Source organism: Glycomyces amatae, assembly GCF_020991375.1.
Lineage (GTDB): Bacteria > Actinomycetota > Actinomycetes > Mycobacteriales > Micromonosporaceae > Glycomyces > Glycomyces amatae.
In genome coordinates this window covers 32,111-57,769 of the sequence record NZ_JAJLQZ010000016.1, presented here as the reverse complement: position 1 = coordinate 57,769, position 25,659 = coordinate 32,111, and the positions used below count along the sequence as shown (strand labels likewise).

Sequence of the window (25,659 nt, the reverse complement as noted above, 5' to 3'; positions counted from 1 at the left end):
GACAGATGGCCACTCCCGACCCCGACGAGATCTGGCGACTGCTCAACGAGGCCCGCTTCGAAGAGGCCGGCGAGGCGAAGGTCGCGGCCCTGGAGCGGGCGGTCGAGGCCGCCGACGCCGTCGGCGACCCCGAGCTCGTCAACTACGCGCTCAGCGGGCTGGTCGACGCCTACGAGTTCTCCCGCGACTCCACCCGCATCCTCGTCCCCTTCGCCCGGCTCCTGCGCGCCTTCGACTCCCAGCCCGAGCACTTCGACGCCTACCTGACCCGGTCCCTGTACTGGACGTTCAAGTGGATCGTCGACAAGATGATCGAGCAGCCCGACGTGCCCCTGGAGTCCATCGAGCACTGGCTCGAGGAGATGCGCCGCCGCTACGCCGAGGCCGGCTACTCCATGCACGCCCCCGCCGCCTACGAGATGCAGCTGGCCTACCACGTCGGCGACTACGACCGGGTCGCCCGCGCGATCGAGGCCCTCGGGGCGGCCGAGGAGGACGACATGTCCGACTGCACCGCCTGCCAGTACACCTCGCTGGCCACCATCGTGTTCTACGCCGAGGAGGACTCGGCCGACGCCGCCATGGAGATGCTCGAACCGGTCCTCGCCGGCGAGCACACCTGCGCCCACGAGCCCCACTACGGGCTCGCGCTCTCCCTCCTGCCCCTGGTCGAGCTCGACCGCATCGACGAGGCCCGCGCCAACCACCTGCGCGGCTACCAGATGTGCAAGGGCAAGGAGGACATGGTCGCCATGATCGCCCTCCACATCGAGTTCTGCGCCCTCACCGGCAACGAGCACCGCGCCGTCGAGATCCTCGCCGAGCACGCCCGCTTCTTCGACCTCGACCTCGGCGTGCGCGACCGCCAGCGCCTCCTCGAGGTCGCCGTCCTCACCTGCCGCCGCCTCAGGGCCCTCGGCTTCGCCGACGCCTCGGTGCCCGGCCCCGGCGGCGGCGAGTGGACCGCCGACTCCCTCCACGACTGGGCCGAGGCCGAGCGCGCCGCCGTCTGCGCCCGCTTCGACGCCCGCAACGGCAACGACCACCACTCCCACATGTCCGCGTGCGTTGTCGACTCCACCCCGTACGAGCAGAAGGTCCACCTGGGCCTCAAGGAGGCCCCCGCCAAGCCCGCCGTGGACGTGCTCACCGCCGACCTCGCGTCCGGGCCGGTCGAGGGCCCCGACCTGGACGCCGCCATCGACGCCGCCTACGCCGCCTACGACGACTGCTCCCCGGACACGTGGAAGGCCTGGCTGAAGGTGGGCGCGCTCGCCGGCGCCCTCGGCATCGAGCTCATCCCCGAGCACCGCGCCGAGATCGCCCACGCCGAGTCCGCCCAGTCCGACGACCCCGAGGCCGTCCTCGACGGGCTGCGCCGCGCCGTCGAGCTGTTCGGCCTCGCCGGGCAGCCCGGCCGCGCCCTCGTCGCCGAGGCGTTCCTGCTCATCCACCGCGCCGACACCGAGCCCGGCGACATCCGCGCCGGGGCCGAGCGCGTCACCGCCGCCGCCCACGAGCTCCGCGCCGAGCGGCGCATCGACGACCGCAGCTTCCACACCGCCCAGGTCCTGGCCATGCGCGCCGAGTACCTCGCCGCCACGTCTTCGGGCAGCACCGCCTCCGGCGGCCTCGCCGCGCTCGCCCCCGACCTCGACGAGCGCGCCCGCGCCCTCGACGAGGCCCTCGCCGCCTGCACCGGGCAGCGCTACGCGCTCATCCGCCGCTGCGACCTCATCGACCTGCGCGCCCGCCTCGAGGACGACCCGCAGGCCAAGACCGCCCTGCTCACCGCCGGCCTGGAGACCGCCCGCGCCGCCGACGCCGGCTGGGCCGTCGCCCGCGCCTGCGCCGACCTCGCCGACCAGATCGGCCTCACCGGCGACCTGGAGCGGGCCTTCGCCGTCACCGCCGACGGCATCGAGGCCCTCGGCGACGAACCGAGCCACACCATCGCCGCGAAGCTGCGCCTCCAGGCCGCCGAGTTCTCGATGCGCTCGGGCGACCACCAGGGCACCTACGCGCACGCCCTGGAGGCCTCCGTCCACTGCGACGCCGCCGGCATGACCGTGCCCGCCGCCGTCGCCCGCCACCTCATGGGCGCGGCCCTCATCGAGCAGGAGCGCCGCGCCGAGGCCCTCCCGCTCCTGGAGGCCGCGCTCGCCGACCTGCCCGACCACGAGCTGTGGCGGGTGTGCAACGTGCGGTTCAACCTCGCCGAGTCCTACGACAAGCAGGGCGACACCCGCCAGGGCGTCGAGCACGGCCTCGCGGCCCTGGCCCTGCTGGAGGCCGCCGACGAGAACCACCTGGTGCACCTGTACGCCGACACGCTGTTCCTCACCGGGGAGCTGCTGGAGAAGCTCGGCGAGCACGACCACGCCCTGGAGGTCTACACCCGCGCGGTGGAGACCACCGACGAGCTCGGCGACTTCGCGTCCTGGACGCGGGTGAGCCGCGCCCGCGCCTGGCTGCTGCGCACCATCATGGGCGACGCCGCGTTCGGCGAGGGCCTCCAGACGATGGCGCAGATCGCGGCCCGCCTCCACACGGTCCGCGCCGACGCCTCGCAGCCGGAGGCCGTGCGCGAGTCGGCCCGGTTCGAGCTCGGCGAGACCTACCGCCAGCACGCCCAGCTGACGTTCCAGTTCCTGGAGTCCCAGGCCGGGGAGCCGGGCCTGCGCCGCGACGAGGCCGAACCGGTGCTCGACCTCCAGCGCCGGGCCCTGGCGGTGTTCCGGGAGGGCCCGCTGCTGCTGGAGCGGGCGAGCCTCACGGCCCACCAGACGATGTGGCTCCTGTCCGAGCTCGGCGACGCGCAGGGCGCGATCGAGGTGGGGGAGGAGGCCCTCGGCTGGCTCGCGGCCCCCGTCTTCACCGAGGCCAGGGAGGGGTTCGAGCAGCACCTGGCGGATCTGCGCAAGCAGCCGGGGAGCTGACCGCGGGCCCGCCCGGGCGGGCCCGCGGCGCGCGACTCGCGCCGCGGGGCGGCAGCGGCGGGGCCCCTACTGCGAGGTACGCTTGCTCACTGGCGGAGGCGCACTTCCCGTGCGCCAGGGTTCGACGTCCAGCCCCGAAACTGGATTGACCACGCACCGCCGCTCGAGCAGTCTGTTCGAGCACTTATCCGCAGTCTCACCGACCGCCAGCCGGATCGAGAGGAATCATCGTGTCCCAAGATCGCACCGAAGCGCTCATCAGCCTGTCCAAACGCCGCGGCTTCGTCTTCCCCAGTTCGGAGATCTACGGAGGCACCCGCTCTGCTTGGGACTACGGCCCGCTCGGTGTCGAGCTGAAGGAGAACATCCGCCGCGAGTGGTGGAACGCGATGGTCCGCGAGCGCGACGACGTGGTCGGCATCGACTCGGCCGTCGTCCTCAACCCCCAGGTGTGGGTCGCCAGCGGCCACATCGAGGAGTTCACCGACCCGCTCACCGAGTGCCAGTCGTGCCACAAGCGCTTCCGCGCCGACCACCTCGTCGAGGCGTACGAGGAGAAGCACGGCGCCGAACCCGAGAACGGCCTCGCCGACCTCGCGTGCCCCCACTGCGGCGCCCGCGGCTCCTTCACCGAGCCGCGCATGTTCAACGGCCTCATGAAGACCTTCCTCGGCGCCACCGAGGACTCCGAGAACGTGCACTACCTGCGCCCCGAGACCGCGCAGGGCATCTTCGTGAACTTCACGAACGTCATGACCTCCTCGCGGCGCAAGCCCCCGTTCGGCATCGCCCAGACCGGCAAGTCGTTCCGCAACGAGATCACGCCGGGCAACTTCATCTTCCGCACCCGCGAGTTCGAGCAGATGGAGATGGAGTTCTTCGTCGAGCCGGGCACGGACGAGGAGTGGCACGAGTACTGGCTCCAGCAGCGCTGGGACTGGTACGTCGACCTCGGCCTGAGCCAGGACAACCTGCGCCGGTACGAGCACCCGAAGGAGAAGCTCTCCCACTACTCCAAGCGCACCGTCGACATCGAGTACCGCTTCAACTTCGCCGGCAGCGAGTTCGGCGAGCTCGAGGGCGTCGCCAACCGCACCGACTTCGACCTGTCGACCCACTCGAAGCACTCGGGCGCGGACCTGTCCTACTTCGACCAGGCCAAGGGCGAGCGCTGGACCCCGTACGTCATCGAGCCCGCGGCGGGCCTGACCCGCTCGGTGCTGGCCTTCCTCCTGGAGGCCTACGACGTCGACGAGGCCCCGAACACCAAGGGCGGCGTGGACAAGCGCACCGTGCTCCGCTTCGACCCGCGCCTGGCGCCCGTCAAGGCCGCGGTGCTGCCGCTGAGCCGCAACGAGGACCTGTCGCCGAAGGCGAAGGACCTGGCCGCCCGCCTGCGCAAGCGCTGGAACGTCGACTTCGACGACGCGGGCGCGATCGGGCGCCGCTACCGCCGCGCCGACGAGATCGGCACGCCGTACTGCATCACCGTCGACTTCGACACCCTCGAGGACCAGGCGGTGACGATCCGCGACCGCGACACGATGCAGCAGGACCGCGTCGCGATCGACCAGGTCGAGCGGTTCCTCCTCGAACGGCTCTAGAGCAGATCAGACGCTGGGGCCGACCTCGAACCGATCGGGGTCGGTCCCTTCGGGCATCCACGCCTCGGGGACGTCGACGTGGTGGAGCGTCTCGCCCTCCTCCACGGGGAACCGGTGCGTGGTCCACCCGTCGTGGAACATGCTGAACGGCTCGCCGCCCGCGGGTATGCCGCCGAGGAGCCGCCCCTCGCCGTCGCGGAACAGGATCGTGACCTGGACCTCGGCCGCCTCCGGCGCGTCCAGCCGGTACCGCAGCCGGTAGCCGTCGGGGCTGAGCAGCGGCTCGGTCTCCACGAGCGTCGCCTCCGGCAGCACCGGCGCCGGACTGAAGACGTCGGCCCCCTCGGCCTCGGGATCGTCGTAGAGGAACGCCGGCTCGGAGGCCTCCAGCCGCATCGCCTCCACCGGGAGGTCGCCGCCTCCCGAGGCGACGTAGCCGACGCTCACGGTCGTCTCGGGCGGGATCGTGCCGATGTAGAAGTCCTCGATGCGGACCGGGTTCCCGTCCTGCGTCACGGAGGTGAGCGACACCGCCCCCGTGCTCATGTCCCTGTCGTAGGGGTTGCGCACCACGAGCCCGATGACGAGCCGGGGCAGCTCCTGGACCACGACCCTGCTGACGCCGTACTCGACGATCTCCAGCTCGACCTCTTCGGTGGGGAACCCGCCGCCGTACCACATCTCCTCAGCATCGGAAGGGTGCTCATCGACCTCGACCGCGACCTCTTCGGACGGCGGGCGGAACTCGACGGCGACGACGAGCGCCACCAGCGCCATGGCGAACGCGACGGCGAACGGCAGCCGCGGCAGCGATTCGGCGCGCCGGTGAGTGCGGCCCGCCGCGCGCCGCAGGGATCGCGCGCCGTTCCTGAACCACGTGGTCGAGGGCATGAGGGGCCTACCTGAGAACGCTACACTTTGCACGACAACGGTAGCAGTCGAGCAACTGGAGCCACGGTGTCCGGATCCCCCTCACCGGATCGGCGCGACGTCGAGATCTCGATCGACCTCGGCGCCGCCGACGCGATCGCCCCGCCCCCCGAACCGCCGCCTCCGCGGTCCCGCCGCCCGTGGCCCGGCCTCCCGCTCGGCCGGGAGAACCTCCTGCTCGCCTACGCCGCCATAGTGATCGTGCTGGTCGCCGCGGTCGTGGCCGCCGTGAAGCTGTCGCCGCTCAACCGGCCGCTCGCCGAGGACACCGTGCGCGCGTACCTCGAGGCCGTCCGCGAGGGCGACGTCGACGAGGCGCTGTCCTACACGACCGTCGACGAGCCCGTCGGCGGGTTCGTCGAACCCGAGGCCCTGGACGACTCCTGGCGCGTCGTCACCGTCGCCCAGGTCGACTACACCGAGCGGCCCAGCGACGCCCTCGCGCAGGTCTACGCCGAGATCGAGGCCGACGACGGCACCCGGGCGGGCTTTCGCTACCGCGTGGGGATCGGGCACGGGCAGGCCGAGATCGAGAACGCCCTCACGCCGGCCGACCTCCTCGCCCCCTTCGACCATTTCGACCTCAACGGCGTCAGCGTCCCGGTCGAGGACGACATGGGGGCCGTGGAGGTCATGCTGCTGCCCGGCGTGTACCGGTTCTACCCCGAGCTGCCGTCCACCATGGAGTTCGAGAGCGAGCCCCGGGTGCTGGCGCTCGGGACCGAGTTCACGCCCCTCGGCGAGGACTACTCGGACACCTGGCTGTTCCTCCCCGCGATCCTGCTGAGCGGGGAGGGCATCGAGGCCGTCGACGCGGCACTGCGCGGACGCCTCGACGCCTGCGCGGCCGACCCCGCGCTCGACGCCTGCGCGTTCGGGTTCCCCGAGGACCCGGACCGCGAGGTGTCCTTCGCGCCCGGAGCGGCCTGGGAGATCACGGCCTACCCGCAGTGGCAGACCGAGTGGTGGTGGTACGAGACGGGCCACGGCTTCGCCCTGGTGACGACCGCGCCTGGCGAGGCCCGGACGGAAGTGGTGGTCACCGAGGGCGGGCAGGAGCGCACGGCCACGGTGAGCTGTCCCATCTGGATCGACGGGCTGCGCGCGGAACTCGACTTCGAAGGCGGCGCCGTGGTCGCCGAGGCCCCGGAGGGGGCGAACGACCAGTGCCACTCCCTGGTCGAGATCGGCTGAGTCCCGGTGCGGCCGCGCCGCGAGCCGGTCCTGCCGAGGCCGCAGGGCGTCGCCGGGGCCTGGGCCCCGGGGAGCTACGGCGGTGGACCGCTAGTCGCCGTGGATGACGCAGTCGCAGTCGATCCAGGCGCGGGCGTCGCCCTGCTCGACGTGCGTGATGGAGTAGTGGGCCCGGCTCTCCGACGTCCACAGGGACGCGGGGCTGGCGGGCACGTCGGCCTCGACCTCGGCGGGTTCGCCCGCCTCGGACGGGGCGGTCTCCAATTGCTGGACCATCACTGTCATAACTCCTTCTTCGTCCACAGAGTGAAACGCAGGAGCCCCTCACATGGTTCCGGGCCTGAGAGCAGTCTCACAGCGCACTCGCAAGCCTCAGGTTAGCGTCCCCCTGCGACGCCCGCATGACGGTTTCATGCCAAAGGATCGCAGGGGGCGCAGGTCAGGCGGGGTCTTTGCCCGGTTCGGGCGATACTCCTACCAGGACGCTTTACGCACTCCGGGCAATTCGCCCCGGTGCGCCATCTCCCTGAGTCGGTTACGCGACAGTCCGAACTTCCGGTTGAAGCCGCGCGGGCGGCCGTCCACGGCGTCCCGATTGCGCAGCCGCACGGGGGAGGAGTCGCGCGGCAGCTTCTGGAGCCGCCGCACCGCCTCCGCCCGGGCCTGCGGATCGGTGTCCGGGTGCGCGGCGAGGCGCTTGAGCTCGGCGCGCCGCTCACGGTGCCGGTCCACGAGGACCTCGCGGCGGGCCTGCTTGGCGATCGCGCTCTTCTTGGCCATCTACCGGTCCTCTCGGCTGTGCTCGCGGTTCAGGGCGCCGCCTCCCTGTACTTCTTGCTTCGGGGTCGTCACTGGCGTTCCTCCCTGCTGTGCCCCCTGCTTCAGGATCGTCACTAGCGCTCCTCCCTACTGCGCTCAAGCTTCAGGATCGTCACTAGCGCTCCTCCCTACTGCGCTCAAGCTTCAGGATCGTCACTAGCGCTCCTCCCTGAAGTCGACATGCCGGCGCACGATCGGGTCGTACTTGCGCAGGACCATCCGGTCCGGGTCGTTGCGCCGATTCTTCCTGGTCACGTACGTGTAGCCGGTGCCCGCGGTCGACCGCAGCTTCACCACCGGCCGGACGTCGGTGCTCTTGCCCGCCATCTCAGATCCGCCTTCCCTCTGCTCGCATCCGCTGCACGACGGCCTCGACGCCGTCGCGGTCGATGATCTTGATCCCCTTGGTCGACACCCGCAGCCGCACGTGCCGGCCCTCGCTGGGCAGGTAGTACCGCTTGCTCTGCAGGTTCACGTTCCACCGCCGCCGGGTCTTCTTCTTCGACCACGGGACGTTGTTGCCGAAACCCGGCCCGGCGCCGGTCACCTCGCATGTTCTGGACACGGTCGTCCTCCTCTCACGATCACAAGTATAATGACAATCGTTTTCGATTAGATCGGAGGTCTCATGTCCCGACTCGCCAAACCCGACGCGACCCGGTCCCGGCCCGAACTCAGGCCCGCGGTGACGATCCTGACCGGCTTCGCGCCCGCGGCCGTCCGCGAGGCCGCCGAGCAGCTCACCCTCGCCGACCCGGGCCTCCTCGTCGTCGCCCACGACCTCACCGACCTCCTGGTCGACGGCACCGTCCGCCGCACCGTCCACGACGGCGGCGGCCTCGTCGAGGACGTCTCGCTGACCCTCGAGCACGGCTGCATCGCCTGCACCGTCCGCGAAGACCTCCTCCCGGCCCTCGTGCGCCTCGCCCGCGCCCGCCCCGAGAGCGACATCGCCCTGGTCCTGCCGCCCTCGATGGAGCCCGAGACCGTCGCCTCGGCCTGCTCCTGGCACCACGTCGACGGCGCGCCCGTCACCGACGCGATCCGGATCGACTCCGTCGTGGCCGTCTGCGACCCCGCGAGCCTCCTCGCGACACTCGACTCCGACCAGGACCTCGCCGACCGCCGCCTCCAGGCCGCCGACGACGACACCCGCTCGGTCGCCGACGTCGCCGCCCGCCAGATCGAGTACGCCGACACCGTCCTCCTCTGGGCCCCGCGCGCCGAACCCGAGTACGAGCACGCGCGCCTCGCCGTGCTGCTCCAGCGCCTCAACCCCTGGGCCCGCCACCTCGCCGTCCACGCCGAAGCGCGGACCCCGGAGGACCGGGCGCGGTGGCTCTCCGCGAAGCTGCGCCGCAGCGGCGGCTTCGACCCCGACGGGCCCGAGCCGTACGGGCGCGGCCTGGAGGGCTACGCCGTCGGCTGCCACGAGCCCGAACCCGACTGCGGCGTCGTCGCCGCCCTCTACCGCGCCCGCCGGCCCTTCCATCCCGAGCGCTTCCACCGGGCCCTCCCCGCCGTCTCGGGCCGCACCCTGCGCGGCCGCGGCCACCTGTGGCTCGCCTCCCAGCCCGAACACATCGTGGCCTGGGAGTCCAGCGGCGGCGGCGTCTCGATGGGCGACATGGGCCGCTGGCTCGCCGCCGTCCCCGACGAGGAGTGGGAGGAGGCGAGCCCCGAGCGGCGCGTCAACGCCGACCTGCACTGGGACCCCGAGTTCGGCGACCGCGAGACCCAGCTGGTGTTCGTCGGCCTCCACTTCGCGGCCGACGAGCTCGCCGCCGTCCTCGACGCCTGCCTGCTCACCGACGCCGAACTCGCCGAGGGCCGGGACGCGTGGCGGGAATACCGCGACCCCTTCGAGGGTTGTTTCGAGAGCAACGAGAGGAACCAGGAATGAAGCAAGGCATACACCCGGACTATCACCCGGTGGTCTTCCGCGACCGCGGCGCCGACTTCGCCTTCCTCACCCGGTCCACGGCCACCTCGGCCGAGACCGTGGAGTGGGAGGACGGCCGGACCTACCCGGTGATCGACGTCCAGATCTCCTCGGCCTCGCACCCGTTCTGGACCGGCAAGAGCCGCGTCCTGGACGACGAGGGCCGCGTCGCCAAGTTCTACAAGAAGTACGGCAAGGAGCCCAAGCAGGGCTAGCCGACACGGAACAAGGGGGCCTCCCGGCACCGGAGGCCCCCTTTTCCGCGTCTACCGTGTCTCTACCGTCCCCAACCCCCACACCCGGGGGAAAGGTAGCCCCACCTTCCCGCTCGGGTCCGACAGGAACCGGGCCCGGCGGCGCCCGTGTCACCCGAACGAGTGCACCGCCCCGCTCGGACGCGGCTCAGCCGCCCGAGGAGTCGACCTCCGCGCCCTCGGGCACCGTGCGGTCGTCGCGGTCGTCCAGCCAGCCGTCCGGGAGCGTCACCTTCCCGGGGCTGTTGGTGCGCCCGCGCGGCTTGCCGAGAGTCGACTCCGGGAACGGCGCGTCGGCGTCGAGCTTGCCGAGGAGGTCCTCCAGCTCGTTCAGGGACGCGACCATGGCGAGCGAGCGGCGCAGCTCGCCGCCCACCGGGAAGCCCTTGAGGTACCAGGCGACGTGCTTGCGGAACTCGCGGCAGCCGTGCTCCTCGGCGGCGATGTTGCGGCGCGTCTCGTACGACTCGGCCCCGGCGATCCACTCCACCAGGAGGGCGGCGTGGCGGTACATGACCCGCGCGACCTCGCCGAGGGTCGGCATGCGCCGCTCGGCGCGCCCGTCGAAGCCCGCCTCGAGGTCGCCGAAGAGCCAGGGGCGGCCCAGGCAGCCCCGGCCGACCACGACGCCGTCGCAGCCGGTCTCGTCGACCATGCGCAGGGCGTCGTCGGCCTCCCAGACGTCGCCGTTGCCGAGCACCGGCACGTCCAGGCGGTCCTTGAGGTTCGCGATCGCCTCCCAGTCGGCGGTGCCCGAGTAGCGCTCGGCGGCGGTGCGGCCGTGGAGGGCGACCCACGCGACCCCGGCGTCCTGGGCGATCTCGCCGGCCTCGAGGTAGGTGAGGTGGTCGTCGTCGATGCCCTTGCGCATCTTGACGGTGACGGGGAGGTCCCCGGCGGCGTCGACGGCCGCGGTGACGATCTCGCGGAACAGGCGGCGCTTCCAGGGGAGCGCGGAGCCGCCGCCGCGGCGGGTGACCTTGGGGACGGGGCAGCCGAAGTTGAGGTCGACGTGGTCGGCGAGGTCCTCGTCGACGACCATCTGGACGGCCTTGCGCATCCCGGCCGGGTCGACGCCGTAGAGCTGGAGGCTGCGGGTCTCCTCGTCGGGGTCGAACTCGATGAGCCGCATGGTCTTGGGGTTGCGCTCGGTGAGGGCGACGGTGGTGATCATCTCGCACACGTAGATGCCCGCGCCCTGCTCGCGGCAGAGCTTGCGGAAGGGCAGGTTCGTGATCCCGGCCATGGGCGCCAGGACGACGGGCGGCGAGACGGGTCTCCCCGCGAGCGAGAGCGATGCGGTCACCGGTCGATTATCCCAGCAGCCGTCCGGCCCGCCAAAGCGCGATGCCGTGACCCCCGCCGCCCGCGGGTCTGATGTCGCCGCCGCCTTCGACCGCGCCTGCAACGAGCGCGACCCCCGCCGCCGCGGGGCCGACCCGCCGCTCGTCCGCGCCGCAGGCCCGGACGGCCGCGCCGCCCGCTCCGCGGCCCGTCCGGGTGACACGGGCGCCGCTGGGCCCGGTTCTTGTCGGACCCGAGCGGGAAGGTGGGGCTGCCTTTCCCCCGGGAGGGCGGGAGTTGGGGACGGTGGACGGCCTCGAGCCCCCTCCACCACGAACGGCGAGGGGCCGTCCGGCATCGCCGGGCGGCCCCTCACTCGTCTCGTCTCGTCTAGTCCACGTCCACGGTCACCGAGGCGCCCCACGGCTTGCCCGCGACCTCGTAGGCGCCGCCGTACGAGAAGCCCTCGCCCCCCACGGTCGCCCCGCCCGGGATCGTCGCCTCGCCGTCCAGGTACGCATGCAGCCTGCCGCCCTCGAAGTCCGAGACCAGCACCACCACCGCGTTCCCCGCGTAGCCCTTCACGTCCATCGCCGGCGTCTCCGAGGCGCACACCGGGTCGGTCAGCCGCGAGTCCGCCAGCTCCTTCGACACCTCGCCGCCGGAGACCCAGCTCACGGTCGCGTCGCCGCGGCTCGTCGCGATGAACGCGCCGCTCTGCGCGCCCACGACCAGGCAGGTCGGGTTCGCGCCCACCTCGGTCGCCGCCGTCTCCTTCAGCTCGCCGTCCAGCTCGTGCACCACGCCGTCGCTCGTCGCCACGGCCGAGGCGCCCTCGGTCGCGGCCACGTCCGCGACGCCGCCGTCGAAGCCGACCGCCTCGCCCGCCGCCGCGTCGAACGCGAACTCGGCGCCGTCGTAGTACTGGGCCGCCAGGCCCTCCAGCGTCGAGGCGAGGTCCACGACCGCGACCTGGCTCGCGCTCAGGTCGCCCACGATCGCGTAGCCGGCGCTCGCCACCGTGTCCCGGTGCGCGCCGTCCTCGACCGTGCCGCGCTCCAGCGAGAGCGACCCGCCCGAGTTCGACCACGCGTCGACCGAGGTCGGCGCCGTGAACGGCAGATCGACCGTGCCCACGATCGCGGCGGATTCGAAGTGCCCGGGGTTCGGCAGCCCGGGATAGGACTCCGACCAGCTCGACTGGTACGAGCCGCTCTTGTCGCCCATCGCGAGCACCACCAGCGCGCCGGTCTGCGACGCCGGGTTCCACGTGGTCACCAGCGCCAGCTCGTTGCCGTCGGTGAGCGCCACGTCCGTGGGGACCTGCCCGTCCGGCAGCTGGAGGCAGGTGCCGCCCTGGGCGCCGCTGATGCCGGTGGTCGCCACGATCCCCGACGAGAACACGATCACCGAGTGGGCGCCGACCTCGCCGCTCTGCTCGGGGCGCGCCAGCGCCACCGGCCTGCCGAGGTCGCCGAGCCCGCTCAGGCAGTCGGCGGTCGCGCCCTCCTTGAGCTCGGGTTCGGGCCCGTCCTCGGAGAACCGGCCGCCCGCGCGCGGCGTGAGGCCGATCAGGTCGTCGGTGCTCTCCACCGCGGTGATGTGGTCGATGCCGGTCAGGCCCGCGTCGTCGGTGAGGTACCCGAGCTGGCCTTGGACGCTCTGGTCGGCGTCGCCAAGGAGCGGCTCGGTCGCGAGGACGTCGCCGCCGACGGCCGCGACCTCCTCGGCGCCGCTGCCGCCGCCCGCGTCGCCGTAGCGCCACGAGAACCACTCGGCGGTGCCCGCGGCCGCGGCGAGCTCGCCGTAGCGCTCGGCGTCCAGCGCGGTGTCGGCGCCGGAGTCCTCGCCCGCGCCCTCGTCGGAGCCGTCGCCCTCCTGGGTCGGCTCGCTCGGGGGAGCGGCGCCGAGCATGATGACGATGCCGATGATCAGGCCCAGCGTGATGAGGCCGCCGACGCCGTAGATGGCGTAGCGCACGCCGCGGTGCGTCGGCGGCGCGGTGCGCACCGGCGCCGGGTCGGGCTCGGCCGGGGCCTCAGGGGCCTCGACGCCGCGCTGCGCGGGGACGCTCTCGGCGGGCGCAGGGGCCGGCTCCTGGCGGGCCTGCTCGGGGTAGGGGGGCTGCTCGCCGAACGGCTGGTCCGAGTAGTTCGACTGCGGGGCCGGCGGCACCTCGGCCTGGTACTGCTGCTCGCCGAACGGGCCGCCGCTGGGCTGCTCGCCGAACGGCTGCTCGCCGAACGGGGCCCCGCCGGGCTGCTGCGGGGGGCCGAACGGGGCGGGCGGCTGCTGCGCGGCCTGGTAGTCCTCGCGGGCCTGCCGGGCCTCCGCCTGGAGGCGGTCGGCCTGGTAGGGGTCGGACTGGTAGAGGTCCTGCCCGCCGGCGTCGCCGCGGTACTGGGCGTGACCGTAGACGTCGGCCTCGTACGGGTCGGCGCGCAGCTCGGGGAATTCGAGGCTCCCGCCCTGCTGGTCCTGCTGGGGCGGCGCGTTGAACGCGGGCCCCGAGGCCGGCGCGCCGTACACCGCGCCCTGGTCGGGCGCCCCTGGGGCGGCTCCGGCGTCCTGCGGTGCGGCGTCCGGGCCGGGCCAGGGGCCCCCGGACGACGACAGCCCCCAGGGGGTCTGCGACTGCTGGGCCATCCAGTCCTGGCTCGACTTCGGCGGCCAGTCGCCGGACTCGCCCCACTCGCCGCCCTGCTGCGGCGCGCCGCCCTGCGGGCCCGGGGCCTGCGGGTCGGGCGCCTGCGGCGACGGGTACTGCGGTCCGGGCTGCTGCGGCACCTCCGGGGCGCCGCCGAGGTCGGCGGCCCACTCGTTCCGGCGGGCCTCGGGGTCGAGGTCGTACGGGTCGGCGGCCTGCGGCGGCTCGCCGTAGACGCCCGGGCCGGGGGCCGCGGGACGGAACAGATCGGACGCCTGCTCGTCTTCCGGCACGGCGGAAGGCAAGTGACCCACCCCGCGCGCGGTGATTCGGGGCGGATTCGTGGGTCTGGCCGCAGGCTCACTGGTCGGAGGCCAGGAGGGCGGCTGCTCGGGCGATGGGTCCGGCATGATAGGCGACTCTAGCGGATCGGGCCGCGCAACCGTGAGGCGTGGTCGGGAAAGGTGCGGGTGGGAACCGTGGTAGAGCAGGAGGGCCGCGCGGTTCGGCTCGGCGCCAAGCGATCCGGCCCGCCGTAGCCGGGGGGTGACGCCCGCGACTCCGCCCGATCACACCGGCGGCGTCTGCGGGCGGCCTGTCGCAGGGACCGGGCAGAATGGTCATGGCAGCGAGAAGAGGTGAACAGTGGCGGGGCGAATCCGGGACGCCGACATCCAGCTGGTCCGCGAGCGCGTGGACATCGCCGACGTCATCGGCGAGCGCGTCACCCTGCGCAACGCCGGCGGCGGCAATCTCAAGGGCCTCTGCCCCTTCCACGACGAGCGGTCGCCGAGCTTCAACGTCACCCCCGCGCGTGGCGTCTACCACTGCTTCGGCTGCGGCGTCGGCGGCGACGCCATCACCTTCCTCACCGAGCTCGACGGGCTCACCTTCGTGGAGGCGGTCGAGCGCCTGGCCGCCCGCGCCGGGCTCAAACTCACCTATGAGGACGTCGACGGGCGCGTGCAGCGCGGCCCCTCGGGCCAGCCGGGCCTCAAGCAGCGCCTGCTCGACGCCCACGCCGCGGCCGCCGAGTTCTACACCGGGAAGCTGCACTCGCCCGAGGCGCTCACGGCCCGTCAGTTCCTGACCGCCCGCGGCTTCGACCGGGACGCGGCGGCGACCTTCGGCTGCGGCTACGCCCCCGACTCGTGGGACGCGCTCGCGAAGCACCTGCGCGCCAAGGGCTTCACCGCCGAGGAGCTGACCCAGGCCGGGCTCGCGAAGCCCTCGCGCACCGGGAACCTCATCGACCGGTTCCGCCGCCGCCTGGTGTGGCCGATCCGCGACTCGTCGGGCGCGGTGATCGGCTTCGGCGCCCGCAAGCTCTTCGACGACGACCAGGGCCCCAAGTACCTCAACACGCCCGAGACGCCCCTGTACAAGAAGTCGCAGGTGCTCTACGGGATCGACCTGGCTCGCAAGGACATCGCCAAGACCGGCCGCGTCGTGATCGTCGAGGGCTACACGGACGTGATGGCCTGCCACCTGGCGGGCGTCCCGGTCGCCGTCGCGACCTGCGGCACCGCGTTCGGCCCCGAGCACATCCGCATCCTGCGGCGCTTCCTGTTCGACTCCGAGTCCGCCGACGGGCGCATCATCTTCACCTTCGACGGCGACGAGGCCGGCCAGCGGGCCGCGCTCAAGGCCTTCGACGAGGAGCAGCGGTTCGTCTCCCAGACCTACATCGCGGTCACCCCCGGCGGCCAGGACCCGTGCGAGCTGCGGCAGCACGAGGGCGATGCGGCGGTGCGCGAGCTCATCGAGCGGCACACCCCGCTCGTGCAGTTCGCGCTCGAACGCGCGATCGCCAAGCACGACCTGGACACCGCCGAGGGCCGCCTGCACGCCACGCGCGCGATCGCGCCGCTGCTGGCCCGCGTCAAGGACCGCGGCCTGGTCGAGGAGTACCTCGGCGTGTACGCCGGTCGGCTCGGCAAGGACAAGGCCGAGCTGCGCCGCGCGGTGCAGGGCGCCGCCGCGGGCCAGCAGGTGGAGGCCCCCGCGGGGCCCCGGCGCGAGCAGCGGGCCGACTCGACCCAGCTGCGGGCCCAGCGCGAGCTGTTGAAGGTGGCCCTCCAGCAGCCGCAGATCGCGGGTCCCTACTTCGACGCGGTGGACGCGACGCCGTACACCGACGCGAACTACCGGGCCGTGCGCGAGGCCGTGGACGCGGCCGGGGGCGCGGCGAAGGCCGCCGCGGGCCCGAACTGGGTCGCCGCGGTGCAGGCCGCGTGCACCGAGATCGCCGCGGGCGCGCTGGTCTCCGAACTGGCCGTGGAGGAGCTGCGCCTGGCGGGCGAGCCGGACGCGGTCTACGTGCGGACCATCCTGGCGCGCATCCAGATCCCGGTGGTCGAGGCCGAGCTGGCCGACATCAAGCGGCGCCTCCAGCGGATCAACCCCAGCACCGACAAGGACGAGTACATGAGCCTGTTCGGCCGGCTCATGGGCTTCGAGCAGCACGTCAGGTCCCTGCGCGACCAGGCCGCGAACGCGGTCGAGTAAGGCGCCGCGGAGCGCGTCCCGGCGGAGACGACGAAGGCCGCCCCTCGGGGCGGCCTTGGCGCGTGCTTCCGGGAGGTCGTCAGACCTTGGCGGGAGTGGGGTTGCGGAGCGGCTCGCCGTGGGCGTGCAGCTCGGTGAGGGCTTCCCTCCAGGACTGGATCAGACCCGTCGCGTGGTAGGGGATGCCCTTCTCCTTGCAGAACTGCTCCACGATCGGCTGGGCCTTCTTCAGGTGCACCGAGGGCATGGCCGGGAAGAGGTGGTGCTCGATCTGGTAGTTCAGGCCGCCGAGCGCGAAGTCGATCACCGCGCCGCCCTTGACGTTGCGGGAGGTCAGGACCTGCTTGCGCAGGAAGTCCAGCTCGGTCTCGCCCACGAAGGTCGGCATGCCCTTGTGGTTGGGGGCGAAGATCGAGCCCATGTACACGCCCCACACGGCCTTGTGCACCAGGATGAACACGATCGCCTTGCCGGGGGAGAGGACGATGAACAGCGCGCTGAGGTAGGCGGCCCAGTGGACGGCCAGGAACAGGGCCTCCCAGCCGCGGTTCTTCAGGCCCGGCTTCAGGACCGACTTGATGCCCGACCAGTTGAGGTTGAGGCCCTCGAGGGTGAGGATCGGGAAGAACAGCTGCGCCTGGTACTTGCCGAACCAGGTGGCGATGCCCTGCGCGAAGCCCGCCTGGCGCTTGGACCACACGAACAGGCCCGGCGAGACGTCGGGGTCGAGCTCCTCGTGGTTGGGGTTGGCGTGGTGGCGGTTGTGCTTGTCGTTCCACCAGCCGTAGCCCATGCCGTTGGCGAGGTTCCCGGTGAACCAGCCGAGGCGCTCGGAGGTGGCGCGGCTGCGGATGACCTGGCGGTGCGCGAGGTCGTGGCCCAGGAGCGCCACCTGGGCGCTCATCAGCGCCATGAAGATCGCCGTGAACATCTGGAGCCAGGAGTTCCCGATCAGGGCGAAGGCCACCCAGGAGCCGATGAAGACCGCGGCCATGAGGGAGAAGCGGACCACGTAGTACACCGGGCGGCGCCGCATGAGCCCCGCCTCGTTGATGCGGCGGCCGAGCTCGGCGAAGTCGCTGCCGGTGCGCGGGCGCTCCGGAGCGGGAGGGGTCTTCTCGGCGATGAGCGTCATGAAAACGTCCGATCTGTCGGGAACTTGTCGACCTCACAAGCCTCCCGTCTCGCGCGGGGCTTGTCGCTACTGCTGACCCGTCTCTTGGGGTAGTGCTTGCCCTACCTTTTTCGTCCTCCTGTTCCATGGAGGGGCGGCGCCCGCCCCGCGGTCCCGGCCCGCCGCCGAGGTGTGAAAGACCCCCTTCAAACGGTTGGACGGTTGTCGGCGCCGGCGCTTAGGGTGGCCCCATGCCTATTCAGAACGAGGTCCTCGTGCGCGCCGTGGACCTGCGCAAGAGCTACGGCGAGCACGAGGCCGTCCGGGGTGTCGACTTCGAGATCCTCCGCGGCGAGGCCTTCGGCTTCCTGGGCGCGAACGGCGCCGGGAAGTCCACCACCATGCGGATGATCGGCTGCGTCTCCCAGCCCACCGGCGGCACCCTCGAGGTCTTCGACCGCGACCCCCGCACCGAGGGCGCCTCCATCCGGGCCCGCCTCGGCGTCGTCCCCCAGGACAACACCCTCGACGGGATGCTCACCGTCTTCGAGAACCTCGTCGTGTACGCCGGCTACTTCGGCATCAGGAAGAAGGCCGCCCGCGAGAAGGCCGCCGAACTGCTCGACTTCGTGCAGCTCACCCCCCGCTCCAAGGACCAGGTCTCCGAGCTGTCCGGCGGGATGCAGCGCCGCCTCGCCATCGCCCGCTCCCTCATCAACGACCCCGACCTGGTGATCCTCGACGAGCCCACCACCGGCCTCGACCCGCAGGCCCGCCACCTCGTGTGGGAGCGGCTGTTCCAGCTCAAGCAGCGCGGCGTCTCGATCCTGCTCACCACCCACTACATGGACGAGGCCGAACAGCTGTGCGACCGCCTCGTCGTGATGGACGAGGGCCGCATCATCGCCGCGGGCTCTCCGCGCGAGCTCATCGACACGCACGTCACCAAGGAGGTCGTCGAGCTGCGCTTCGGCGCCGCCCACACCACCGAGCTCGCCGAGCTGGCCCCGGCCCTCGCCGGCGTCGGCGCCCAGATCGAGCCCCTGCCCGACAAGATCCTCGTCTACACCGACGACGCCGACGACACGAGCGCCGCGCTCGAGGCCCGCGGCGTCCAGCCGACCTCGACGCTGGCCCGCCGCGCCACCCTCGAGGACGTCTTCCTGCGCCTGACCGGCCGCGCCCTGGTGGAGGACGAAGCGTGAGCACCGCCCTCGACGCGCGCGTAGGCACCCGCGCCCCGGTCGACCGCACCGCGCCGGGCGTCGCCGTCGGCGCCTGGCGGGCCTTCAACCTCCAGCTCGCCCTCTACCGGCACGTCTGGCACGGCACCGTCTTCACCTCCGTGCTCCTGCCGATCCTCTACATGGTCTCGATCGGCATCGGCGTCGGCGCCTACATCGACCCGGCCTCCCTCGGCGGCATCGAGTACGCCGAGTTCATCGCCCCCGGCCTCATCTGCTCGGTCGCCGTCATGATGCTCGGCAACGACATGGTCTACCCCGTGCACGGCGGCTACCAGGACTGGGGCGGCCACTACCTCGCCCAGCGGGCCACCCCGCTGAAACCGGTCGACATCCTCAACGGCCACCTCGCCTACGCGGTGGTCTTCCGGCCCTTCACCAACTGCGCCATCGTCACCGCCGTCATGGCGTTCTTCGGCGTCTACGCCTCCTGGTGGGCCGCCCTGGCCGTGGTCGCCGCCGCGCTCGTCGCGGCCTCGCTCGCGCCCTGGCTGCACTGCTGGGCCTCCAGCATCAAGAACGACTCGAACCTGAACATGATCTTCCGGTTCGCCGTCATGCCGATCTCGCTGTTCTCCGGGGTGTTCTTCCCCGCGAGCGAGATGCCCGTCTTCCTCCAGCCGCTGGTGTGGGCCTCGCCGCTGTGGCACGGCACCGAGCTCGCCCGCGCCGCCACCGCGGACGTCGCGCCCGCGCTGCCGCCGGCCGCCCACATCGCCTACCTGGCGCTGCTCGCCGTGGCGGGATGGTTCGCCGCCCGCCGCGTCATCCAGCGCCGCCTGAACTTCTAGGAGCCCCGCGTGTCCGTCATCGCCTACAGCGCCGCGCGCGCCACCCTCCGCTCCTCGGGGTCCATGCTCAACCGCAACTGGATCGCCATGCGGCGGGCCTGGATCCTCGTCCTCTCCGGCGTCGTCGAGTCGCTGCTGTTCCTGTTCGCCTTCGGCTTCGGCGTGGGCGCCCTCGTCGGCGACCTCACGCTCGCCGACGGCACCACCGTCTCCTACACCGCGTACGTGGCGCCCGCGATCCTCGCCAACGCCGCCATGATGGGCGTGCTCGCCGAGACCGCCATCAACGTCTTCGCCAAGTTCAAGTGGATGAAGGTCTACGACGGCATCCTCAACACCCCGCTGCGGCCCTGGGACGTGGCCCTCGGCGAGGTCTGGTGGGCGCTCATCCGCGGGGGCACCTACATCGCCGCGTTCGTCGTCGTCATGGCCTGCTTCGGCCTCCTCGACTCGTGGTGGTCGCTGCTGGCCGTGCCCGCCTGCGTGTTCATCGCGCTCGCGTTCGCCGGGATTGGCCTCACCCTCGCCACGTTCTTCCGCGAGTGGACCGACTTCGACTGGATGAACGCGGTCGTCTTCGCGATGTTCCTGTTCGGCGGGACCTTCACGCCGGTGGAGGCCTACCCCTCGTTCGCGCAGCCGGTCGTGTACGCCATGCCGCTGTACCACGGCATCGAGCTCGTCCGCGGCCTCAGCCTCGGGCAGCCCAGTCCCTGGATGCTCCTGCACATCGCCTACCTCACGGCGCTGTGCCTGGGCGGGATGTGGGTCGCGCAGCGGCGGCTCTCGAAGGCGCTCTACAAGTAGGCGCCGGGGGCTTGCATCCGCCCTGTATAAGTGGGAGACGGTCAAGCAGCAGGCCGCGCCGACGGGGAACCGGCGGCGCGGCCGGCCTTTTCCGGCGTTCCCACCGGCTCCGCGAACCCCATTGCGCCCCAGGGGGAACACCGTCACCGGCCCGGCGGCGCCGACGCCTCCCGGTAAGAAGAAATTCTTCAAAAGTGACCTTCCCCACGAAGAAAAACTCCGATATCGTCCTATTCACGCATGAAGGCCAGCGCTCCGCACCCCAGCGCGACCCCGACTCGCTATAAGGAGGTTCCTCATGCGGACTCCAGGACGACCCCGGTGGCTCCGCGCCCCCGGCACCCGGCGCGCGCGCCGACTCGTCATCCTCATCAGCGCCCTGGCGCTCGCGGCGGCCGGTGCGGCGATCCCCACCGTCGTCGCGAACGCCGAGGACGTCTCCGTCCAGGCCGTCACCCACAAGAGCCCGTTCAACTGCAACAAGACCTTCAACGCCAACAACTGGACCGGCGGCCACAACCCGAGCAACAGCATCGACTGGCAGAACTACGGCTCCGACGCCATCAACGGCGAGAACGTGCGCGCCACCGCCGGCGGCACCGCCTACTTCTACAACGAGGGCAGCACCAGCTACGGCAAGTGGGTCCAGATCGTCCACTCCGACGGCACCCGCACCCGCTACGCGCACCTGTCGTCCATGATCGGCGCCGTCGGCACCTCCAAGTCCGTCTCGCAGGGCACCGTCATCGGCACCGTCGGCTCCACCGGCGGCTCGACCGCGCCGCACCTGCACTACGAGCAGCGCAACGCCTCCGGCACCGTCGTGACCCCCAGGGTCGAGGGCATCTCGGTCCCCTTGGGCACCAAGAAGGCCATCACCTCCTCCAACGGCTGCTCCGGCGGCGGCAACCCGTACAGCGCGGGCGAGGTCTGCGGCTCGGGCTACACCCAGATCAACCAGCACGCCCTCGGCTCGGTCGGCAAGGTCTTCCTGCTGTACAACAGCTCCAACGGCTACAACTGCGTCGTGACGCTGAAGTACACGAGCGTGGGCAGCCCCAGCGCGGTCTCGGCCACCCTCCAGGTGGAGGGCGGCACCGTCGCGAAGGACTCCGGCAACTTCTCCTACTACGCCGGGCCGGTGAAAAAGTCGGCGGCGAGCACCTGCGTCAAATGGGGCGGCTCGGTCGGCTCCACGACCTGGACGAGCGGCTGGAGCCACTGCGGCTGACGCCCGCACCGGCCCCTTTCGCTAAGGTGGGCGCGTGAGAACCCTGCTGCGACTGTGCACCATCGTCGCGCTGGCCTGCGCGCCCGCCTTCGCCCCCTCGGCGGCCCACGCCGCCGGAGGCCCCCAGGTCCTGGTCGTCACCACCGGGAACGAGGCCCAGGACGTGGCCGACTACGCGGTGGAGCGCCTCCATATGGAGGCGCGGCGCTGGAACTTCACCCTCATCGAGGGCACCCCCGAGGACGTGGCCGACCTCGGCGCGATCGACGTGGTCATGTTCCTCAACACCGGACCGGACCTGCTCGACGAGACCCAGCAGGCCTCGCTCCAGTCCTTCGTGGAGGGCGGCGGCGGCTTCGTCGCGACGCACTCGGCGGCCGCGAGCGAATCCGAGTGGGCGTTCTACCAGGAGATGCTGGGCGCCACCGTGGTGCTCCCGCCGACCGACCCCGCCGCCAAGGAGGCCGTGAGCTTCAACGCGGGCTCGCGGATCACCGAAGGACTCGACGAGGACCTCGAGGTCACCGAGCGCTGGTACCACTTCGACCCCGAGCCGGACGCGTCGGACTCGACCGTCCTGGCGCAGCTGGGCTCCGGCGACCCGGTCGCGTGGAACAGCGAGGTCTACCGCGCCTTCTACGCCTCCCCGGGCGGCGACGGCGGCACCTGGGGCGACCGCGACTTCCTCCAGCTGATCCGCCAGGGCATCTGGTGGGCCGCCGGCGAGGAGGGCGTGCTGGTCCAGAACTCCGAGGACGCGGCCCCGCCGTGGCCCTACACGTGGACGTTCGTCCTGTTCGTGGTGGCCGTCGCCGGGGGCGGCTCGATCGCGGTGTGGCGCTTGGACAAGGCCGAGTCCGCGAAGGAGGCCGAGGCCGGGCCGCCGGTCGCCGCCGGCGTGTAGGCGCCGAGACGGCGACCGGGCGGGAGGCCATGCCTCCCGCCCGGTCCTGCGCGGTCCGCCGGGCACCGTCGCCGGTGCCGTCCGGGCAGTCGAGAAGGGGTTCCCACGACCCGCTCACTCCCCGCGGACTGCGGCTCAGAGCCGCCCGGTGACGACCGTGGCCACCTCGGCGACGCCGTTCTCGTACGGCAGGTCCTCGTCCCCGGGCTCCTCCACCGGCGGCCCCTGGCGCCGCTTGACCGAGACCTCCTCGAGCGGGATCGCCAGGAGTGCCGACATGGCGTTCTCCTTCGGGCTCGCCTCGCGCGAGCGCTCCGACCGGCCCTCGCCCATGCGGTCGATGAGGGCCTTGAACACCGCCCAGCGCTCGTCGGGGTCGTCGACCGGGCGGGCGTTCGCGTGGACCACGACGCTGCGGTAGTTCATCGAGTGGTGGAACCAGGACTTCGCGTAGACGAGCCCGTCCACGACCGTGGCGGTGACGCTCACGGGGAACCCCTCGCGCCCGCCCAGGCCCATGCTCGACCCGGTCGAGCCGTGGACGAACAGCGTGTCGCCCACGCGCACATGGAACGTCGGCAGGACCCGCGGCGCGCCGTCGGGGCCCGTGAAGGCCACGTCGCAGAACAGCGCCTCGTCGAGCACGTCGTACGCGGCCGCCCTCTCGTAGGTGATCTTCTCGCGGGAGCGGTGCGGGGTGGTGCGCTCGGTCCGGGCGAACCGGCCGCCGGAGGGGCGTTCGGGGGTGGACATCGAGGGGGCTCCCATCGGTGATTTTTGTACTGGTACAATGATCGAGTTATGTCGGTACAGTATCAGATCACCGGGACCGCGGCAAGCGAGATCGCGTCCAGCGTGGAGTCCGGCGTGCGCTCGGGCCACCTCGCCCCCGGCCGCACCCTGCCGCCCGTCCGCAAGCTCGCCGCCGACCTCGGCGTCGCCCCCGGCACCGTCGCCGCCGCCTACCGCCGCCTGCGCGAACGCGGCGTGGTCGAGACCGGCGGCCGCGCGGGCACCTTCGTCCGCGAGCGCTCCGCCTTCACCCCCGCCGGCACGCTCACCGTCCCTTCGGGAGTGCTCGACCTCGTCTCCGGCGAGCCCGACCCCGACCTGCTCCCCGACCTCGACGCCCTCAAACCGCGCGTCGAGGTCACCCACGGCAACTACCGCGACGGCGGCCCCTGCCCCGACCTGCTCGACCTCGCCCGCGACCGGCTCGCCGCCGACGGCGTCCGCGGCGAGCTCACGGTCACCTCCGGGGCGCTCGACGCCTTCGAGCGCGGCCTGGCCGCCCGCCTCGAGCCCGGCGACACCGTCGCCGTCGAGGAGCCCACCTGGTCCAACGGGCGCGACCTGCTGCTCTCGGCCGGATACCAGGTCGTGCCGGTCGCCATCGACGGCGAGGGGCCCCTCCCCGCGGAGCTCCGCGCCGCCCTCGCCGCCGGGGCCCGCGCCTTCGTCCTCACCTCGCGGGGCCAGAACCCCACCGGCGCCGCGGTCTCCGCCGAGCGCGCCGCCGACCTCCGCGCCGTCCTCGCCGCCCGCCCCGGCGTGTTCGTCATCGAGGACGACCACTGGGCCGAGCTGTCGCAGACCCCGCTGCACTTCGTCGCCGACGCCGCCGAGCACTGGATGTTCGTCCGCTCCGCCTCCAAGCCCTACGGGCCCAACCTGCGCTGCGCCGTCGTCGCCGCCGACCCCGACACGAAGGCGCGCGTCCAGGGCCGCATGGCCATCGGCCACGGCTGGGTCTCGTGCATCCTCCAGCACTTCGTGATCGCCGCCTGGACCGATCCCGACGCCGGCGCCCGCGTCGCGCACGCCGGCCGGGTCTACGCCGAACGCCAAGCGGCCCTTCGCGACGCGCTCGCCGCACGCGGCATCGAGGTGTGGGGCCGCTCGGGACTCAACGTGTGGATCCCCGTCGCCGACGAGACCGCGGCCGTCGTCGCCCTCCGCGACGCCGGGTACGCCGTCTCCCCGGGCCGGGCCTTCTCCTTCCACGGCGACCAGGGCATCCGCATCAGCACCGCCCGGCTCGCCCCCGGACTCGCCCCCGCGGTGGCCGACGCCGTCGCCGCCGCGTCGGGACCGGCGGCCCCGCCGGTCTGACCCGCCCCGGCACTGCCGGGCCCCGCCGGGACCGGCCGACAACTCCAGAAAGGACCCCCGTGACCGCCACCGCGACACCCGACACCACCGCCCTGCAACGGCGCATCCTGCGCACCCTCTTCTGCACCCAGATCCTCGGCGGCCTCGCCGTGGGCATCGGCATCGCCGTCGGCGCCCTCCTCATCGAGGACATGACCGGCTCCTCGACCTACGCCGGACTCGCGCAGAGCCTCTTCGTCGGCGGCTCGGCCCTCGTCGTGGTCCCCGCCGTGCGCATCACCGAGCGCTACGGGCGCCGCGGCGGCCTCGCCTTCGGCTACGCGTGCGCCGTCCTCGGCACCCTCACCGTCATCGCCGCCGTCCACCTCGACAACCCCGTCGTCGCGGTCACCGGGTACTTCCTCCTCGGCTCGGCCTCCTTCGCCGGACTCCAGTCCCGCTACGCCGCCGCCGACCTCGCCCCCGCCGCCAAGCGCGGCTCGCACCTGGCGCTCGTCGTGTGGGCCACCACCATCGGCTCGGTCGCCGGCCCGTCCCTGGCCGCCGTCGCCGAGGACGTGTGGACCTCCTGGTTCGGCGGCCCCGCCTACGTCGGCTCCATGGCCGCCATCGGCGCCCTGTGCCTCGTGACGGCCGCGATCGTCAACGTCATGCTGCGCCCCGACCCGCTCCTGAAGGCCCGCGAGCTCAGCGGCGAGACCGACGCCCCGAAGCGCTCCATCGCCGACGGCTACCGCACCGCGAAGACCAACCCGGCGGTGCGCACCGGCGTCGTCGCCGCGGCCCTCGGCCACTTCGTCATGGTCGGCGTCATGGCCATGACCGCCCTGCACATCAGGCACGGCATGGCCGACCCCGAGGACGCCCTCAGCGTCGTCGGCCTCATCCTCGGCCTGCACATCGGCGCGATGTACGCCTTCGCGCCGGTGATCGGCCGCCTCGTCGACCGGCGCGGCGCCCGGCCGGTCCTGATCGCGGGCACCGCGCTCCTCGTCGCCGCGTGCGCCGTCGCCGGATCGGCCCCCGCGAGCGACCACGTGCGCGTCTCGATCGGCCTGGTCCTGCTCGGCCTCGGCTGGTCGGCCATGACCGTCGGCTCGGCCGCCCTGGTCACCGGGGCGGTCAGCCCGGCCCGGCGCCCGTCCACGCAGGGCTTCTCCGACCTCGTGATGGGCCTGGCCGCCATGGGCGCCGGGATCGCCTCGGGCCCGATCGTCGAGTACGCCGGCTACGGCGTGCTCTGCGTCTGCTGCGCGGTCGTGGCCCTGGCGGTCTTCCCGTTCCTCATGGGCAGGCTCACCGCCGCGCCGGCCGAGGGGGCCGTCTGACCGGTGC

At 72.5% G+C, this 25,659-nt stretch carries 22 protein-coding genes; 13 read left to right on the top strand and 9 right to left on the bottom strand.

Annotated features, from left to right (window positions below):
• Nucleotides 1-5 precede the first annotated feature (5 nt).
• Nucleotides 6-2,939, top strand: a complete 2,934-nt coding sequence (locus LO763_RS21040; protein ID WP_230788423.1) for a hypothetical protein — start codon at nucleotides 6-8, stop codon at nucleotides 2,937-2,939.
• A gap of 230 nt (nucleotides 2,940-3,169) precedes the next feature.
• Nucleotides 3,170-4,543, top strand: coding sequence for a glycine--tRNA ligase (locus LO763_RS21035; RefSeq protein ID WP_230788420.1), 1,374 nt, complete (start codon nucleotides 3,170-3,172; stop codon nucleotides 4,541-4,543).
• A gap of 6 nt (nucleotides 4,544-4,549) precedes the next feature.
• Here LO763_RS21035 and LO763_RS21030 read toward each other — a convergent pair whose 3' ends face one another.
• Nucleotides 4,550-5,434: a hypothetical protein gene (locus tag LO763_RS21030; RefSeq protein WP_230788417.1), complete on the bottom strand. Its 885-nt coding sequence runs from the start codon at nucleotides 5,432-5,434 to the stop codon at nucleotides 4,550-4,552.
• Between the two features lie 66 nt (nucleotides 5,435-5,500).
• On the opposite strand from LO763_RS21030, the gene LO763_RS21025 reads away from it, so the two are divergent.
• A complete protein-coding gene (locus LO763_RS21025; RefSeq protein ID WP_230788413.1) occupies nucleotides 5,501-6,667 on the top strand; it encodes a hypothetical protein in 1,167 nt (388 codons plus the stop codon).
• Nucleotides 6,668-6,757: 90 nt separating this feature from the next.
• Here LO763_RS21025 and LO763_RS21020 read toward each other — a convergent pair whose 3' ends face one another.
• The 4 genes from LO763_RS21020 to rpmB form a co-directional block, all read right to left on the bottom strand.
• Nucleotides 6,758-6,952: a hypothetical protein gene (locus tag LO763_RS21020; RefSeq protein ID WP_230788410.1), complete on the bottom strand. Its 195-nt coding sequence runs from the start codon at nucleotides 6,950-6,952 to the stop codon at nucleotides 6,758-6,760.
• Nucleotides 6,953-7,141: 189 nt separating this feature from the next.
• Nucleotides 7,142-7,447, bottom strand: a complete 306-nt coding sequence (gene rpsN / locus LO763_RS21015; protein WP_230788408.1) for a 30S ribosomal protein S14 — start codon at nucleotides 7,445-7,447, stop codon at nucleotides 7,142-7,144.
• Nucleotides 7,448-7,642: 195 nt separating this feature from the next.
• Nucleotides 7,643-7,813: a 50S ribosomal protein L33 gene (rpmG, locus tag LO763_RS21010; protein WP_230788404.1), complete on the bottom strand. Its 171-nt coding sequence runs from the start codon at nucleotides 7,811-7,813 to the stop codon at nucleotides 7,643-7,645.
• A 1-nt stretch (nucleotide 7,814) separates the two neighbouring features.
• Nucleotides 7,815-8,051, bottom strand: coding sequence for a 50S ribosomal protein L28 (gene rpmB, locus LO763_RS30035; RefSeq protein WP_230788401.1), 237 nt, complete (start codon nucleotides 8,049-8,051; stop codon nucleotides 7,815-7,817).
• A gap of 63 nt (nucleotides 8,052-8,114) precedes the next feature.
• Between rpmB and LO763_RS21000 the strand changes: the two genes are divergently transcribed.
• Together LO763_RS21000 and LO763_RS20995 are read left to right on the top strand one after the other, a co-directional pair.
• Nucleotides 8,115-9,389: a CobW family GTP-binding protein gene (locus tag LO763_RS21000; protein ID WP_230788399.1), complete on the top strand. Its 1,275-nt coding sequence runs from the start codon at nucleotides 8,115-8,117 to the stop codon at nucleotides 9,387-9,389.
• Nucleotides 9,386-9,643 (top strand): type B 50S ribosomal protein L31, encoded by a 258-nt coding sequence (locus LO763_RS20995; RefSeq protein ID WP_230788397.1) that lies wholly within the window; start codon nucleotides 9,386-9,388, stop codon nucleotides 9,641-9,643. Before LO763_RS21000 ends, LO763_RS20995 begins: the two co-directional genes overlap by 4 nt.
• A 187-nt stretch (nucleotides 9,644-9,830) precedes the next feature.
• Here the strand turns inward: LO763_RS20995 and dusB are convergent, their stop codons facing one another.
• Together dusB and LO763_RS20985 are read right to left on the bottom strand one after the other, a co-directional pair.
• Complete coding sequence (gene dusB, locus LO763_RS20990) at nucleotides 9,831-10,988, bottom strand: tRNA dihydrouridine synthase DusB (protein ID WP_230788395.1); 1,158 nt, start codon at nucleotides 10,986-10,988, stop codon at nucleotides 9,831-9,833.
• 368 nt (nucleotides 10,989-11,356) lie between these two features.
• Complete coding sequence (locus LO763_RS20985) at nucleotides 11,357-13,906, bottom strand: hypothetical protein (RefSeq protein WP_230788393.1); 2,550 nt, start codon at nucleotides 13,904-13,906, stop codon at nucleotides 11,357-11,359.
• A gap of 352 nt (nucleotides 13,907-14,258) precedes the next feature.
• Between LO763_RS20985 and dnaG the strand changes: the two genes are divergently transcribed.
• Entirely contained in the window at nucleotides 14,259-16,121 is a 1,863-nt protein-coding gene (gene dnaG, locus LO763_RS20980) for a DNA primase (protein ID WP_230788390.1), read from the top strand.
• A 79-nt stretch (nucleotides 16,122-16,200) separates the two neighbouring features.
• Here the strand turns inward: dnaG and LO763_RS20975 are convergent, their stop codons facing one another.
• The gene (locus LO763_RS20975) at nucleotides 16,201-17,256 is read right to left on the bottom strand and encodes a fatty acid desaturase family protein (protein WP_230788388.1); all 1,056 of its coding nucleotides are present in this window, start codon (nucleotides 17,254-17,256) and stop codon (nucleotides 16,201-16,203) included.
• A 230-nt stretch (nucleotides 17,257-17,486) separates the two neighbouring features.
• Here LO763_RS20975 and LO763_RS20970 point away from each other — a divergent pair, with 230 nt between their 5' ends.
• From LO763_RS20970 to LO763_RS20950, 5 genes are all read left to right on the top strand, one after another.
• The gene (locus LO763_RS20970) at nucleotides 17,487-18,440 is read left to right on the top strand and encodes an ABC transporter ATP-binding protein (RefSeq protein WP_230788386.1); all 954 of its coding nucleotides are present in this window, start codon (nucleotides 17,487-17,489) and stop codon (nucleotides 18,438-18,440) included.
• Nucleotides 18,437-19,270 carry an ABC transporter permease gene (locus LO763_RS20965; RefSeq protein WP_230788384.1) on the top strand — a complete coding sequence of 278 codons (834 nt, stop codon included), beginning with the start codon at nucleotides 18,437-18,439 and terminating at the stop codon, nucleotides 19,268-19,270. The genes LO763_RS20970 and LO763_RS20965 overlap by 4 nt, the downstream gene beginning before the upstream one ends.
• A gap of 9 nt (nucleotides 19,271-19,279) precedes the next feature.
• Nucleotides 19,280-20,077, top strand: coding sequence for an ABC transporter permease (locus LO763_RS20960; protein WP_230788378.1), 798 nt, complete (start codon nucleotides 19,280-19,282; stop codon nucleotides 20,075-20,077).
• A 298-nt stretch (nucleotides 20,078-20,375) separates the two neighbouring features.
• Nucleotides 20,376-21,308 (top strand): M23 family metallopeptidase, encoded by a 933-nt coding sequence (locus LO763_RS20955; protein ID WP_230788375.1) that lies wholly within the window; start codon nucleotides 20,376-20,378, stop codon nucleotides 21,306-21,308.
• Between the two features lie 34 nt (nucleotides 21,309-21,342).
• The gene (locus LO763_RS20950; protein WP_230788371.1) at nucleotides 21,343-22,212 is read left to right on the top strand and encodes a ThuA domain-containing protein; all 870 of its coding nucleotides are present in this window, start codon (nucleotides 21,343-21,345) and stop codon (nucleotides 22,210-22,212) included.
• Nucleotides 22,213-22,347: 135 nt separating this feature from the next.
• Here LO763_RS20950 and LO763_RS20945 read toward each other — a convergent pair whose 3' ends face one another.
• Nucleotides 22,348-22,965 carry a pyridoxamine 5'-phosphate oxidase family protein gene (locus LO763_RS20945; RefSeq protein WP_230788367.1) on the bottom strand — a complete coding sequence of 206 codons (618 nt, stop codon included), beginning with the start codon at nucleotides 22,963-22,965 and terminating at the stop codon, nucleotides 22,348-22,350.
• Between the two features lie 48 nt (nucleotides 22,966-23,013).
• Here LO763_RS20945 and LO763_RS20940 point away from each other — a divergent pair, with 48 nt between their 5' ends.
• Both LO763_RS20940 and LO763_RS20935 read left to right on the top strand, forming a co-directional pair.
• Nucleotides 23,014-24,324 (top strand): aminotransferase class I/II-fold pyridoxal phosphate-dependent enzyme, encoded by a 1,311-nt coding sequence (locus tag LO763_RS20940; protein WP_230788363.1) that lies wholly within the window; start codon nucleotides 23,014-23,016, stop codon nucleotides 24,322-24,324.
• 59 nt (nucleotides 24,325-24,383) lie between these two features.
• On the top strand, nucleotides 24,384-25,652 hold the full coding sequence (locus tag LO763_RS20935) for an MFS transporter (protein ID WP_230788361.1): 1,269 nt from the start codon (nucleotides 24,384-24,386) through the stop codon (nucleotides 25,650-25,652).
• Nucleotides 25,653-25,659: the final 7 nt, after the last annotated feature.

Bases quoted from the DNA above. Each gene is read 5' to 3' on its own strand.
- LO763_RS21040 (WP_230788423.1), top strand. From the start codon at position 6: ATGGCCACTCCCGACCCCGACGAGATCTGGCGACTGCTCAACGAGGCC.
- LO763_RS21030 (WP_230788417.1), bottom strand. From the start codon at position 5,434: ATGCCCTCGACCACGTGGTTCAGGAACGGCGCGCGATCCCTGCGGCGC.
- LO763_RS21020 (WP_230788410.1), bottom strand. From the start codon at position 6,952: ATGACAGTGATGGTCCAGCAATTGGAGACCGCCCCGTCCGAGGCGGGC.
- rpsN (WP_230788408.1), bottom strand. From the start codon at position 7,447: ATGGCCAAGAAGAGCGCGATCGCCAAGCAGGCCCGCCGCGAGGTCCTC.
- rpmG (WP_230788404.1), bottom strand. From the start codon at position 7,813: ATGGCGGGCAAGAGCACCGACGTCCGGCCGGTGGTGAAGCTGCGGTCG.
- LO763_RS21000 (WP_230788399.1), top strand. From the start codon at position 8,115: ATGTCCCGACTCGCCAAACCCGACGCGACCCGGTCCCGGCCCGAACTC.
- LO763_RS20995 (WP_230788397.1), top strand. From the start codon at position 9,386: ATGAAGCAAGGCATACACCCGGACTATCACCCGGTGGTCTTCCGCGAC.
- LO763_RS20975 (WP_230788388.1), bottom strand. From the start codon at position 17,256: ATGACGCTCATCGCCGAGAAGACCCCTCCCGCTCCGGAGCGCCCGCGC.
- LO763_RS20970 (WP_230788386.1), top strand. From the start codon at position 17,487: ATGCCTATTCAGAACGAGGTCCTCGTGCGCGCCGTGGACCTGCGCAAG.
- LO763_RS20955 (WP_230788375.1), top strand. From the start codon at position 20,376: ATGCGGACTCCAGGACGACCCCGGTGGCTCCGCGCCCCCGGCACCCGG.
- LO763_RS20945 (WP_230788367.1), bottom strand. From the start codon at position 22,965: ATGTCCACCCCCGAACGCCCCTCCGGCGGCCGGTTCGCCCGGACCGAG.
- LO763_RS20940 (WP_230788363.1), top strand. From the start codon at position 23,014: ATGTCGGTACAGTATCAGATCACCGGGACCGCGGCAAGCGAGATCGCG.